The organism is Virgibacillus indicus (assembly GCF_002266285.1).
In the GTDB taxonomy this organism is placed as follows: Bacteria; Bacillota; Bacilli; order Bacillales; family Amphibacillaceae; genus Virgibacillus_K; species Virgibacillus_K indicus.
In genome coordinates, this window is record NZ_NPMS01000002.1 from 334283 (window position 1) to 348277 (window position 13995).

Consider the following 13995-nt stretch of genomic DNA (forward strand, 5'->3'; position numbering starts at 1 on the left):
GACGCGTGAAAGGATATTTTATAACATTTGAAGGCGGTGAGGGTGCCGGAAAAACTTCCATCCTTCATTCTTTAAATGAAAAGATTTATAAAATGGGCTATGATGTGCTCGCAACAAGGGAACCAGGCGGGATTGAAATAGCTGAGCAAATCCGGAAAATAATTCTTGATCCGGAAAATACTGCAATGGAAGAGCGGACAGAAGCATTGCTGTTTGCAGCAGCACGCCGGCAGCATCTTGTACAAAAGGTATTGCCAGCATTGGAAGCAGGAAAAGTAGTGTTATGCGACCGGTTCATTGACAGCAGTCTTGCCTATCAGGGTCATGCACAAGGGTTAGGGATTGATGAGGTTTTTACCATCAACCAGTTTGCGATTAAGAATTGCATGCCTGATGTAACATTATTTTTTGATATTTCCCCAAAAAAGGGATTAGAACGCATTGCGGCGAATAAAGATAGAGAAAGAAACCGCCTCGATATGGAAAAAATACATTTCCATGAACAGGTATATGAGGGCTATCAAATGCTTGCGAATCGATTCCCGGATCGGATTCACTCTATCAATGCAGACCAGACAATTGAGCAGGTTGAAAAAGATGCATTGAATTATATTATTTCCTTTTTGAAAAAAAAATAAGGGAGGTATGCAATGTGAAGTTAATTATAGCTGTTGTTCAGGATAAAGACTCCAACCGCCTTGTAGATGCACTCGGAGAAGAAAATTTTAAAACAACGAAGCTAGCAACAACAGGCGGTTTTTTAAAGGAAGGCAACACAACACTTATGATTGGCTGTGAAAATGAGTATGTGGATGAAGCACTGGAAGTCATCAAAGATAATTGCTCCCACCGTGAACAAATGGTAGCACCAATCTCACCAATGGGTGGCAATGCCGATTCCTATATACCAAAACCAGTGAAAGTAGAAGTAGGCGGAGCAACCTGCTTCATCCTGCCAATCGAATCATTTTTTCAGTTTTAGAACGAATATATGAATGAACTGTTTAGAAACTGATATTGGCGAGAACACCTCTCAATGATAACGAGGTCTAAGGTCTTAACGAGAATTTTTTAAAAAAGGGACTGATCCAATGAAAATCACCCATGACATGCAAACAAAAACGGATTCAAATTACACGCGTCAGGTTAAAAATGATGCCCAATCATTTAATCAAATGGTTCAGTCCCAAACAACACAATTAAAGCAGCAGGAATTGCAGCAATTAATAAAGAATCTATCACTGCAAGGAGATAAACTTGCGCGTTTTCGCACATTTCGTGAACTCGCCAAATTTAAACGAATGGTAAAGGGATTTCTTCAGGAGACCGTTCACAGTGGTCTGTCACTAAAGCAATCCCACAGTTTCAGCTTAGATGGACAAAGCAGAAATCTTAGTATTGTAAAAGAAATTGACGAGAAATTAATGGAATTAACCGAAGAAATTATGAATCAGGAAAAAAAGACAGTAGATATTCTTGGCCTTATTGGCGAAATTAAAGGACTGCTGATTAATATATATACCTAATTGAGAAGAGAAGGTAGCTTATGAAAACATGGTCTGAGTTGGCAGAAGTTCAGCCACTTGCAAGTAAAATCATTACAAACAGCATAAAAAAAGACCGTATTTCTCATGCGTATTTAATTCAGGGAGAGCGAGGCACAGGGAAAGAAGCGATTGCTCTGTTGCTTGCAAAAGGAATTTTTTGTGAAAACAAAGCTGGTGTTGAGCCGTGTCTTAAATGTAATGCATGCAGGCGAATAACTTCAGGAAATCATCCGGATGTCCACTGGATTGAACCAGATGGGCAGTCGATTAAAATAGAACAGATTAAAAATTTGCAAAAGGAATTCAGCTATTCAGGACTTGAGTCCAACCGGAAAGTGTATGTGATCAAAGGTGCTGATACACTGACCGTAAACGCTGCAAACCGTATTTTGAAATTTTTGGAAGAACCAAGCAAACAAACAACAGCCATTATGCTGACTGAAAATAGCGGATCAATTATTCCAACCATTCGTTCCCGCTGCCAGGTTATTGATCTGCAGCCATTAAACCTCGTTTCCTTCCAAAATCATCTGGTGGAAAATGGAATGGCAAAAGAAAATGCAGTGCTAATGAGCGCATTAACCAATAATATGGATGATGCCTTTGCTTGGAATGATAATGAGTGGTTTGCATCCGCTCGAAAACTAGTGATACAATTAGTAGAAATGTTTACAAGTAATCCTGATGATGTTTACCTTTTTGTACATAATCATTGGGTGCCCCATTTTAAGGAAAGAAACGAGCAGGAGCAGGGATTTGATTTATTGCTCTTGGCTTTTAAAGATATACTTTATTTTCATATTGAAAATGAAGCGTCAATGACAGTACTTGCCCCAACTGATCAGTTGCCTGAAAAAGCGGCGATGTATTTTTCACAGGAGAAACTGGTAACTATTTTAAATGCCATTTTAATGGCAAAAAGAAAATTGAAGCAAAATGTCCATCCGACATTAGTGATGGAACAGCTTACACTTCAAATACAGGGGTGATAGATTTTGATTAACGTTATAGGAGTCCGCTTCAAGAAAGCGGGTAAAATATATTATTTTGACCCTGGTGAGCACAATATTTTACTGGACAGCTATGTTATTGTAGAAACAGTACGAGGCATTGAATTTGGTAAAGTTGTGATAGCCAGCAAAGAAGTTGACGAAGAGGACGTTGTACTTCCTTTGAAAAAAGTAATCCGGGTTGCCGATGATAAGGACAAGCGAACCATTGTAGAAAATCAGGAGCATGCCGAAAAAGCCTTCCAGACTTGTACAGCTAAGATTACTGACCATAAACTGGATATGAATCTAGTGGAAGTAGAGTATACGTTTGACCGCAACAAAATTATTTTTTACTTTACCGCAGATGGCCGGGTAGATTTCAGGAATTTGGTAAAGGATCTTGCAGCTATGTTTAAAACAAGGATTGAGCTGCGTCAGATCGGTGTACGTGATGAAGCGAAAATGCTTGGCGGTATTGGCCCATGTGGAAGAATGCTTTGCTGTTCAACCTTTTTGGGAGATTTCGAACCTGTTTCTATTAAAATGGCAAAAGATCAGAATCTTTCTCTAAATCCTGCAAAAATTTCTGGATTATGCGGTCGTCTGATGTGCTGCCTGAAATACGAGAACGATGATTATGAAACAGCTAAGCGTGAACTGCCGGATATTGGGCAAGCTATTAAAACCCCATATGGAAAAGGAAAAGTAGTCGGTTTAAACATCCTTGAACGACTCATCCAAATCGAAATTCCGGAAAAAGAGCGTGTAGTCGAGTACACTCTGGATGAACTAATAGAAGAAGGAATATTAGCGCAGGCGTAAAGTAACGGAGTGATCAGGCGTGAATAATAGACAAATATTTGATCAGGTATCTGATATGGAAAAGCAGATTGGCGAGTTGTACGAACAGCTTGGTGATTTAAAGGGCCGTTTAAGTGATGTCCTTGAGGAAAATCACCGGCTGGCAATGGAAAATCACAATTTGCGAAATCACTTGGAGAATACAGAAGATAATAATTCCGGAAAAGCGGATGATTCGTCTTCAAAAAAGGGCTTCCCAAGCGAGGCATATGATAATTTGGCCAGATTGTATGATGAAGGCTTCCATATCTGCAATCTGGAATTCGGGGGCCCAAGAAGAAATGAAGACTGTATGTTCTGTCTGGACTTCCTGAGCAAAACAAAATAGTTGAATAAACAAAGCTATCCATAGGGTCTGACTCACTCATTTCATTTGAGGGGTCTGGCCCTTTGGTTTTGGATAACCTCATTACAGAAAGGAAAAGAACATGGTAGAATTAATAGATGATGAACGTTTTGATTATTTACTGGCAGATGAAAGCATGAAGATTATTCAAAGTCCCACTGCTTTTTCTTTCTCTCTGGATGCCGTTTTGCTTGCCCATTTTGCCCGAATTCCCATCAAAAGAGGAAGTATCCTGGATTTGTGTACTGGTAATGGAGTTATACCGTTATTGCTTTCAAAAAGAACCAATGCAACGATTACTGGTTTAGAAATCCAAGAAAGAATTTTCAGTATGGCAAAAAGAAATATAGAGCTTAACAACCTATCCGATCAATTGGACATCATCCATGGTGATTTAAAAGAAAAGCAGCCACTTCTGAGCCAAAGCAGCTTTGATGTAGTTACATGTAACCCGCCATATTTTCAGACACCATCACAAAATGAACAAAACCAAAATGATTTTTTAACCATTGCGAGACATGAGGTTTTTTGTACGTTGGAGGATGTCATTAAGGCATGTAAGCTCTATATACGGCCAGGCGGAAAGGTATCGATGGTGCATCGGCCGGGAAGACTTGTTGATATTATTGAATTATTCCGCAAACACAGGCTGGAACCAAAACGTCTCCGGTTTATTTACCCGAAACGAGGGAAGGATGCGAATATGCTGCTCGTTGAAGGCGTAAGAGACGGAAAAGCAGATTTAAAAATTTTGCCGCCATTGTATATCTACAATGAGGACGGTGCATACACAAAAGAAGCAGAGGATATTATCTATGACAGAACATGAACACGTTGTTTATATACTAAAATGCAAGGATAGTTCATTATACACCGGATATACGAATGATATGGAGCATCGGCTGAAGATGCATACCGAAGGAAAAGGGGCAAAATATACACGTGGCCGCGGACCATTTCAGGTAGTCTATATTGAGAAGTTTCCGACAAAGGAAAAAGCAATGCAAAAAGAATACGAGATTAAACAACTGACCCGGAAAGGGAAGTTTCAGCTTATTCGGGACAGGCTGAAGGAAGTGATGCAATTTGAAAATACAGAGGAGCTTTGAGGATAAAGATAAAAGTGTTTTGTATGTAGTTCCTACCCCGATTGGAAATCTTGAGGACATCACGTATCGTGCATTAACTATTTTACAGTCTGTTTCCATAATTGCAGCGGAAGATACAAGAAATACAAAAAAACTCTTGAATCATTTCGATATTTCGACCCCGTTAATCAGTTTTCATGAGCACAGTAGACTTTCCCGGATGGAACAATTGGTTGAAAAAGTAGAGAACGGCGAATCTGTAGCAATCGTGAGCGATGCGGGGATGCCGGCTATTTCCGATCCTGGATATGAGCTGGTACAGAAAGCAATTGATAGGGATTTATCAGTTGTCGTGCTGCCTGGTGCAAATGCTGCTCTTTGTGCATTGGTCGGTTCCGGACTTTCTCCGAAGGAATTTTACTTTTACGGATTTTTGCCCCGGAAAAAGAAGGAAAAAGAAGCGGAATTACAGCGATTAAAAGCTTTAAAAGCAACACTTTTATTTTATGAATCGCCATATCGTATCAAAGATACATTAAAAGCAATTCATGAACAACTGGGTTCACGCAAACTGGCTATCGCCCGTGAATTAACCAAGCGCTTTGAAGAATATGTTCGCGGTACGACAAATGAGCTCATTTCCTGGGCGGAAGAAAATGAATTAAAAGGTGAATTTTGTATAGTGGTGGAGGGAACTACATCTGATGCTCCCAATGAAGAAGCCGATTTATGGTGGAAAAGTTTATCTGTGATGGAACATGTGAATCAATATATAGAAGAAAGCGGTTTTTCCAGTAAAGAGGCAATCAAACAAACGGCAGCAGATCGAAAAATGCCGAAACGGGAAGTTTATCAGATGTTTCATGTTGATGGGAAGTAGGATTGAGAGGTATTAGAACGTTGTTGAGAGACAGCACACATTACATCTAACCTAGCATAAAAAAGGGTTGACGTGCATTAGCATGCGTCAGCCCCCTTTATAACGTAGGTTAATGATAAAAAAATTACTCGTTAAAACGTGCCTCGATTTCTTTCACTAAATTCTTTGCACCCTCTGGACTAAGGACCAGTTTGCCGTCTGCCAGTGATAAATTATCTTCAGATTCTTCTCCAGTTAGATGACATGTCATGTTTGGTTTAAACTTTTTCAGAATAATTTGATCATCATCTACATAGATCTCCATTTTATCTTTTACATGAATATCCAATGTCCGGCGCAGTTCGATCGGAATAACAACACGGCCCAACTCATCAACTTTCCGTACTATTCCTGTAGACTTCATCTTTCTTCCCCCTCTGGGCAGAAAAAACTTTTTTACTTAAGTTTTTCCATAGATATATTAATCGCTATTTTTCGACATCTATTTAAACAATAGAATACCAACCGGTCCCCACTATGTCAATGAGTTTTTGTGAAAAATAAAAATAAATGGGAAAATTACAAACCATTCTTTCAAATTTTCAAGAGGATAAGATAATAAACAGTGGATAAACCCAAATTATTGCTGAATGCTATTTTGTTTTGCACACAATTTGGCAAAATACGTTATAATCGCTACAATAGAAATAGTTTTATTAGTGATGTGATTGGATGCTATACGAGGAGGTAAAGAAATGCCCAAAAATGAAAATACTTTTTATATAACTACACCGATTTATTATCCAAGTGGTAAGCTCCATATTGGAAATGCTTATTCAACGATCGCCTGTGATGTAATGGCACGTTATAAAAGAATGCTTGGATTTGAAGTTTTCTATTTGACAGGCAGTGATGAACATGGACAAAAAATTGAAAATAAAGCGAAAGAGCTAAACATTACACCACAGAAATATGTGGATGATATGGCTGAAGGAATGCAAAAGCTATGGAAGATGCTTGAAATCAGCAATGATAAATTCATCCGCACAACAGAAACCACACATAAAAACGTTGTTGCAGACATATTTGAGCGCTTTTTGGAGCAGGGAGATATTTACCTGGATGAATATGAAGGCTGGTATTCCATTCCGGATGAAACCTTCTATACTGAAACACAGCTGGATGATGTGGAACGTGATGCGGATGGAAATGTAATTGCCGGGAAATCACCGGATAGCGGCCATCCGGTTGAATTAATCAAAGAGGAATCGTATTTCTTCAAAATGAGCAATTATTCAGATCGTTTGTTGGATTATTACAATACACACCCTGAATTTATTCAGCCGGAATCACGTAAAAATGAAATGATTAACAATTTCATTAAGCCGGGACTTGAGGATTTGGCCGTGTCCCGTACTGTTTTCTCATGGGGAATCAAAGTGCCGAGCAATCCAAAACACGTCGTGTATGTATGGATTGACGCATTGGCAAACTATATAACAGCACTTGGATATGGTACAGATGATACTACATTATATGATAAATTTTGGCCTGCAGATGTGCATATGGTAGGTAAGGAAATTGTTCGCTTCCACACCATTTATTGGCCTATCATGTTAATGGCCCTTGATTTGCCGCTGCCGAAAAAAATCTTTGGTCATGGCTGGCTGTTAATGAAGGACGGAAAAATGTCCAAATCCAAAGGCAATGTTGTATATCCGGAAATGCTTGTTGAAAGATATGGTCTGGATGCTTTACGTTATTACTTAATGCGTGAGGTTGCGTTTGGAAGTGATGGTGTCTTTACACCAGAGGACTTTGTTTCACGTGTAAACTATGACCTGGCCAATGACCTGGGTAACTTGCTTAATCGTACAGTGGCCATGATCAATAAATATTTAGACGGTAAAGTACCTGCATATAATGGCGATGTTACAGCATTTGATGAGAACTTGAAAGAAACAGCAGAAAATGCGATTGCAAACTATCAGAAAGAAATGGATAATATGCAATTCAGCAGTGCACTAATCAATATTTGGACTTTGATTTCACGTGCCAATAAATATATTGATGAAACCGAGCCTTGGAAGCTGGCAAAGGATGAAGAGAAAAAAGCAGAATTAGAAAGTGTTATGTATCATCTTGCAGAAAGTCTGCGAGTTGCAGCAACATTGCTTCAGCCATTCCTTACCCATGCGCCTTACAAAATTTTCACCCAGCTTGGAATTGAAGGTGAAGCTGCTGGTGAATGGAATACCGTACATTTCGGTGGATTCCCGGAAAGTGCAAAGGTTGTCGAAAAAGGGACACCAATCTTCCCGCGTTTAGATAGTGAAGAGGAAGCAGCCTATATTAAAGGTCAAATGTCCGGAGGTTCCGTGACTGAATCTGATTGGGATCCAACTGAGACGGAACTGGCATCCGTAAAGGATAAGCAAATTAAATATGATGTTTTTGATAAAGTTGAATTAAAAGTAGCGGAAGTAATTGAATGCGGAAAAGTAGAAGGCGCTGATAAATTATTGAAATTCCGTCTAGATGCAGGGGACGAAGCTCATCGGCAAATTCTTTCCGGAATTGCAGAATGGTATCCCGATCCTGAAGCATTAATTGGCAAAAAGGTTGTAATTGTAGCAAACCTAAAACCTCGAAAAATGCGCGGCGAAATTAGTCAGGGTATGATACTGTCCGCAGAACACGACGGAAAACTGCAAATCATTGAAGCACCAGCAGGAGTTGCAAATGGCTCAGTTATCTCATAAATAAATTTTAAGTTATTTTAAAATTGGCTGCTAATCGTATTTAAAACATTATTATAAAAAATAAAATACCCTGCTGAATAATGGCAGGGTATTTTTTAAGTACTGCAGAAAATTGAAAATGCAGTAAAACATGAAAGGGTGAATTGTATGCTATTCGATACACATGTCCATTTAAATGCCGATCAATTCATGGAGGATCGTGATGAAACGATCCAGCGTGCATTTGATGCAGGCGTAAACTATATGGTTGTTGTTGGCTTTGACAGGAAAACAATCCCGTTGGCAATTGAAATTGCTGAACAGAATGAGACTATTTATGCAGCAGTTGGCTGGCATCCGGTTGATGCAATTGACATGACGAATGAGGATTTGAACTGGATTGAAGAGCTTTCCAGTCATCCAAAGGTAGTTGCGATTGGCGAAATGGGCCTTGATTATCATTGGGATAAGTCACCCAAGGATGTACAAAAGGAAGTTTTCCGCAAGCAAATTTGCCTTGCCAAAAAAGTGAATATGCCAATTATCATTCATAATCGTGAAGCAACAGAGGATATTATAGAAATTCTGCAAGAGGAAAATGCTGCAGAAGTTGGCGGGATCATGCACTGTTACAATGATTCTGCGGAATATGTTCAGGCATGTCTTGATATGAATTTTTATATATCTCTTGGCGGTCCTGTAACCTTTAAAAATGCCAGCCTGCCAAAGGAAGTTGCTGTACAGGTACCATTAGACCGGCTTTTGGTTGAAACAGATGCACCATTCCTGGCGCCTCATCCGAACAGAGGAAAAAGAAATGAGCCAGCATTTGTGAAATTGGTTGCGGAAAAAATTGCCGAGCTAAGGGGAATTTCCTTCGAGGAATTAAGTAAAAAGACGACAGAAAATGCATTTGCCTTTTTTGGAATTAAGGCCGGAGATTTGGAAGATTAAGTTAAGTATTTGTAACAAAATCATGAAAATTTACGTAAAAAGTAGGATCAGCAGAAACAGCTGGTCCTTTTATAATGGAAAATAGCAGAAATGGAAAAAGCTGACATATCAATGGATGCAGCCATTTTTAGGGGCGTAATTCTATGAAAGTTATTATTTGTAATTTAATTGTAAAGAAAACGTAATCGTAATAGCTTTGACTTAATATCAACATGTTCTATATAATCGTCACGTATAAGGGGGCAAGATGCATGCGAATTATTTCAAAGCTATTGCCGGCATCAAAAATGAAGCTGGTTATCTCAAGCATTGGTGTTTTAGCACTTATAGCATTTGCAGGTCTGATACTATTTGAAGCAACTAAAGCAGAAGTGATTATTGCAGACAATGGTAATAAACAAACAGTGAAAACACATGCAAATACAGTTGGGGAATTGCTGGCAGAAGCAGGAATCACGGTTGGCGAGCATGATGCACTTTCACATAGTGAAGAAACTAAAATTAAAACTGGTATGGAAATAGATTATGAAACAGCTAATAAAATTATAGTAAGTGTTGATGGTATAGAACAGGAATATTATACAACTGCAGATACCATAGAGGAATTTTTCAAAGATAATGAACTTTCCTTTGCAGATCGCGACGACGTATCACATAATACGACAGATGCAATTGAAGAAGGATTACATATAGAAGTTGCAAAAGCATATCAAGTTACCATTAACGATGGTGGAAGAGAAAAGAAGGTATGGACTACAGGAACCTCTGTAGGTGAATTGCTTGATACCAATAAAATCAAAGTTAAAAAGAAACAGGATAAAATTAAACCGGCCTTGAATGAAGATGTGACAAAGGATACTTCTATTACGATTGTCCGTGTGGAAAAAGCAACAGAAGAGGTTACAGAAAAAATTGCTTTTGAAACTGAAAAGAAAAATGATGCTTCTCTGTTAGAAGGTACAGAACAGGTTGTTACACAAGGACAAGAAGGAACGGTTGTAAAGAAATATGAGGTAACGCTGGAAAACGGTAAAGAAGTTAATCGTGAATTGGTTAGTGAGGAAGTAACAGAAGAAAGCACAAATCGTGTGGTTGCTGTTGGAACGAAGGAAGAAGTACAGGAATCCAATCTTGTAACACTTTCCAGCAAGAAACCTAAAGTGTCCAAATCTGTATCTAAGCCTGCACCTAAAAAAAGCAGTAAGACTTCTAGCAGCAGTTCGAACAGCAGTAAGGTTCTTACAATGATCGCAAGTGCTTTTACATCAAGCTGCAATGGGTGTTCAGGATATACAGCTACAGGGATTAATCTAAAAGCAAATCCGAATATGAAAGTAATCGCAGTAGATCCAAATGTAATTCCTCTGGGCTCAAAAGTATGGGTTGAAGGATATGGGGAAGCAATTGCCGGGGATACTGGGGGACATATTGTTGGCAACCGTATTGATGTTCATGTTCCCTCAAAAGATGCTGCGTATAACTGGGGAAGAAGAACAGTCAAAGTAAAGATTCTTAATTAATTCGATATTAAAGGATGTTCAAAAAGTCACCAAATTATAAGCGGCGAATCTCGCACGAATGCTTGTTTTTGAAAAGCATGTGCACCTGCGTCTACAAGCTTAGTCAGGGAAGCTATGTTCCTCGGTGCAAGGCAGCAAAGGAGTTTTGCAGGTAGTCGCCTCGCTACTCACGTATCAATTGCATACGTTCCGTTCCTTGGAAAGGAAAATCACTTTTCCTGCGTGAGATGCTTATTCGGTGAAGCTTGGTCTAGTGCTCAAAACTTCGCCGCCTCGACCTTCTTGCTTCTAATTCGGCAACTTTTAGAACACACACTATTTTAAATATAGGATAAATGCTCCTGCCATGCTATTATGGTAGGAGCATTATTTGATGGAGGAAAAAGTATTTTGAAAATCAAAGAAATTATTGTTGTGGAGGGCAGGGATGATACTGCTAAAATCCACCAGGCTGTACATGCAGACACGATTGAAACGAATGGGTCAGCTATCAATCAGGAAATTTTAGGTCGGATTAAGCACGCACAAGAGAAACGCGGTATCATTATTTTTACAGATCCCGATTACCCTGGTGAACGGATTCGTCATATTATTGATCAGGCAGTACCCGGCTGCAAGCACGCTTTTTTAACACAGAATGCTGCAAGGGCAAAACATCCCCTTAAAAAGAGTCTCGGAATTGAGCATGCATCAAAAGAGGCCATTCAGCAAGCGTTGGCTCAAGTGTATGAACTGACTGAATTAGAGGAAAATGAAATAACGAAGGAAGACCTTGTAAACAATGGTTTTATTGGCGGGTCCGGTGCTGCTGAACGCAGAGAAAAACTTGGTGAACTGCTCCAGATTGGACATACTAATGGGAAACAGCTGTTAAAACGGTTGACCATGTTCAGGATTACGAAATATCAATTTGAGGAAGCGGTAAGAAAACTGCAACAGGAGGAAAACAATGATGCCTGACAAGCATATAGCAACGCCAAGCCGTACGAAGGAAATACTGGCAAAATATAAATTTTCATTCAAAAAAAGCCTCGGTCAAAACTTTTTAATCGATGTAAATATACTTAAGAATATATTGAAGCATGCTGGAATTGATGAAGCATCAGGTGCAATTGAAATTGGCCCTGGGATAGGTGCATTGACAGAGCAGCTTGCTATTCATGCTGACAACGTGCTTGCATTCGAAATTGATCAGCGCCTGCTGCCTATTTTGGCAGATACATTGAAGGATTACAGCAATATTGAGGTGATTCATCAGGATATATTGCAAGCTGATGTAGAAAGTGCTATAGCCCAACATTTTAAACAGGATCAGCCTGTGCACATTGTTGCAAATCTCCCGTACTATATTACTACACCAATCCTTATGAAATTGCTTAGAGAGAGGCTCTCAGTGGCTAGTATTACTGTAATGATTCAAAAGGAAGTTGCAGATCGAATGGCGGCTGAGCCAAATAACAAGAGTTACGGATCACTCTCCATTGCTGTTCAGTATTATACACATGCAGAAGTGGTCATGAATGTCCCTAAAAGCGTTTTTATGCCACAGCCAAATGTTGATTCCGGTATTCTGCAATTGGTTCCACGCGAGAAACCTCCAGTATATGTGAAGGATGAAGATTATTTTTTCAAAATTGTACAGGCATCCTTTGCACAGCGGAGAAAGACATTGCGAAATAATTTAACCAGCCATTTTAAAGGTACTTACAATAAGGATACTATCACGAACATACTCGAGTCGATCAACATTGATGGAACAAGACGTGGAGAATCGCTGAATATCGAAGAATTCGCACAACTGGCGAATGGTTTTTATCATGCCGAAAAGTAATGGATAGATTTAAAAAATAAAATTTCTGTTAGTCATACTACTTAATGCAGGGTATAGTTGCAGAAAGTTTAAGACGAGTATAGATTATGAATAGATAAAAACACATTAGAAAATAGAATTTAACTATGTAGATAATTATAGTAAACGGTTTATTTAATTACAGGGAGACAGGATAAAAAAACTTTTGAGTTTTTTATCCTGTTTTTCATTTGGAACAGATGCACCACCTGCCTCATAGTCTATAAAAGGAATGAAGGCCGTGAGGTGAATGTATGAGCTTTACAAAAGGTGAGTTGGTTACAAGGAAATCCTATCAGCATGATCTTTTATTTCGTGTGGGATCAGTGAAAAATGAAATTGCAAATTTATTTGGAGAGGATATTCGCCTGGAAGCAGATGCCCTAATCAGTGATTTAGTTCATGTTGGATCCAGGGATTTAGAGAAAATACGACAAAAAGAGAAAGAAAAAGAAGATTTTTCCTATCGTCTTTTTAGACAGGATTATCAATTAATGAAAGAAAAAAGAGAATACCAGTCAACAGACGGCTATTATCATACATCCAGCTATTTTCAGCTGCCTGCAAAGGTCCTTCACTTAGATGGGGATCAGACCTACTTAAAAAAATGCATTGAATTATATCAGCGTGTGGGACTGCAGGTGCATGGCGTCCATCTTAATGAAAAGGATATGCCGCTGGAGATAGGGGAATTAGTGGAGAAAATTCAACCGGATATTGTCGTTATTACTGGACATGATGCTTTTTCAAAAAACAAGGGAATAAAAAGTGATCTGCGTGCATACAGACATTCCAAATATTTTGCAGAAACGGTCAGGGAGGCAAGGCGGATCAATCCACATCTGGATCAGCTGGTTATATTTGCAGGAGCATGCCAGTCCCACTTTGAGTCACTGATCCGCGCAGGTGCTAATTTTGCGAGTTCGCCACTTCGGATAAATATTCATGCACTTGATCCTGTATATATTGCTGCAAAGATTGCCTACACCCCGTTTATGGAAAAAGTGAGTGTATGGGATGCATTGAGAAATACACTGACCGGTGAAAAGGGTATGGGTGGTGTTGAAACAAGAGGACTTCTCCGTACAGGAATGCCATATTTGGAGGAGGATTCTTATTAAATTTTGTATTGATTGTCTTCGCATTTTTTAGGAAGGCATTTTTTTCTTTATCTATTGTGTACAACCTTTAAATTATTATATCCATAAAATGATACATAATTTGTTAACATTTACAAA

Annotated in this window: 16 protein-coding genes; 15 read left to right on the top strand and 1 reads right to left on the bottom strand. The window is 39.0% G+C overall.

All coding sequences use genetic code 11. The features are described 5' to 3' along the window. Window positions 1-5: 5 nt before the first annotated feature. The 9 genes from tmk to rsmI all read left to right on the top strand — a co-directional run bounded on the left by tmk (window position 6) and on the right by rsmI (window position 5714). Window positions 6-638, top strand: coding sequence for a dTMP kinase (gene tmk / locus CIL03_RS07295; RefSeq protein ID WP_094885158.1), 633 nt, complete (start codon window positions 6-8; stop codon window positions 636-638). A 14-nt stretch (window positions 639-652) separates the two neighbouring features. Next, window positions 653-982, top strand: a complete 330-nt coding sequence (locus CIL03_RS07300) for a cyclic-di-AMP receptor (protein ID WP_094885160.1) — start codon at window positions 653-655, stop codon at window positions 980-982. 109 nt (window positions 983-1091) lie between these two features. Next, window positions 1092-1526, top strand: coding sequence for a YaaR family protein (locus CIL03_RS07305; RefSeq protein WP_094885162.1), 435 nt, complete (start codon window positions 1092-1094; stop codon window positions 1524-1526). Window positions 1527-1546: 20 nt separating this feature from the next. Next, complete coding sequence (gene holB, locus CIL03_RS07310) at window positions 1547-2536, top strand: DNA polymerase III subunit delta' (RefSeq protein ID WP_094885163.1); 990 nt, start codon at window positions 1547-1549, stop codon at window positions 2534-2536. 6 nt (window positions 2537-2542) lie between these two features. Beyond that, window positions 2543-3361 carry a PSP1 domain-containing protein gene (locus CIL03_RS07315; protein ID WP_094885164.1) on the top strand — a complete coding sequence of 273 codons (819 nt, stop codon included), beginning with the start codon at window positions 2543-2545 and terminating at the stop codon, window positions 3359-3361. A 19-nt stretch (window positions 3362-3380) separates the two neighbouring features. Continuing rightward, window positions 3381-3728 (top strand): DNA replication initiation control protein YabA, encoded by a 348-nt coding sequence (yabA, locus tag CIL03_RS07320; RefSeq protein ID WP_094885165.1) that lies wholly within the window; start codon window positions 3381-3383, stop codon window positions 3726-3728. A 100-nt stretch (window positions 3729-3828) separates the two neighbouring features. Next, a complete protein-coding gene (locus CIL03_RS07325; protein ID WP_094885166.1) occupies window positions 3829-4575 on the top strand; it encodes a tRNA1(Val) (adenine(37)-N6)-methyltransferase in 747 nt (248 codons plus the stop codon). Then, window positions 4562-4855, top strand: a complete 294-nt coding sequence (locus CIL03_RS07330; RefSeq protein ID WP_094885167.1) for a GIY-YIG nuclease family protein — start codon at window positions 4562-4564, stop codon at window positions 4853-4855. The genes CIL03_RS07325 and CIL03_RS07330 overlap by 14 nt, the downstream gene beginning before the upstream one ends. Further along, window positions 4833-5714 (top strand): 16S rRNA (cytidine(1402)-2'-O)-methyltransferase, encoded by an 882-nt coding sequence (gene rsmI / locus CIL03_RS07335; RefSeq protein WP_094885168.1) that lies wholly within the window; start codon window positions 4833-4835, stop codon window positions 5712-5714. Before CIL03_RS07330 ends, rsmI begins: the two co-directional genes overlap by 23 nt. A gap of 124 nt (window positions 5715-5838) precedes the next feature. On the opposite strand, the gene CIL03_RS07340 is transcribed toward rsmI, so the two are convergent. Further along, window positions 5839-6117: an AbrB/MazE/SpoVT family DNA-binding domain-containing protein gene (locus CIL03_RS07340; RefSeq protein ID WP_094885169.1), complete on the bottom strand. Its 279-nt coding sequence runs from the start codon at window positions 6115-6117 to the stop codon at window positions 5839-5841. A 331-nt stretch (window positions 6118-6448) separates the two neighbouring features. On the opposite strand from CIL03_RS07340, the gene metG reads away from it, so the two are divergent. The 6 genes from metG (at window position 6449) to yabG (ending at window position 13878) form a co-directional block, all read left to right on the top strand. Beyond that, entirely contained in the window at window positions 6449-8455 is a 2007-nt protein-coding gene (gene metG / locus CIL03_RS07345) for a methionine--tRNA ligase (protein WP_094885170.1), read from the top strand. Between the two features lie 147 nt (window positions 8456-8602). Then, complete coding sequence (locus CIL03_RS07350; RefSeq protein ID WP_094885171.1) at window positions 8603-9388, top strand: TatD family hydrolase; 786 nt, start codon at window positions 8603-8605, stop codon at window positions 9386-9388. A gap of 251 nt (window positions 9389-9639) precedes the next feature. Further along, window positions 9640-10908 (top strand): G5 and 3D domain-containing protein, encoded by a 1269-nt coding sequence (locus CIL03_RS07355; protein ID WP_094885172.1) that lies wholly within the window; start codon window positions 9640-9642, stop codon window positions 10906-10908. A 390-nt stretch (window positions 10909-11298) separates the two neighbouring features. Continuing rightward, on the top strand, window positions 11299-11868 hold the full coding sequence (rnmV, locus tag CIL03_RS07360; RefSeq protein ID WP_094885227.1) for a ribonuclease M5: 570 nt from the start codon (window positions 11299-11301) through the stop codon (window positions 11866-11868). Beyond that, window positions 11861-12739, top strand: coding sequence for a 16S rRNA (adenine(1518)-N(6)/adenine(1519)-N(6))-dimethyltransferase RsmA (gene rsmA / locus CIL03_RS07365; protein WP_094885226.1), 879 nt, complete (start codon window positions 11861-11863; stop codon window positions 12737-12739). The genes rnmV and rsmA overlap by 8 nt, the downstream gene beginning before the upstream one ends. Before the next feature lie 272 nt (window positions 12740-13011). After that, window positions 13012-13878, top strand: coding sequence for a sporulation peptidase YabG (gene yabG, locus CIL03_RS07370; RefSeq protein ID WP_094885173.1), 867 nt, complete (start codon window positions 13012-13014; stop codon window positions 13876-13878). The last annotated feature ends 117 nt before the right edge of the window (window positions 13879-13995 follow it).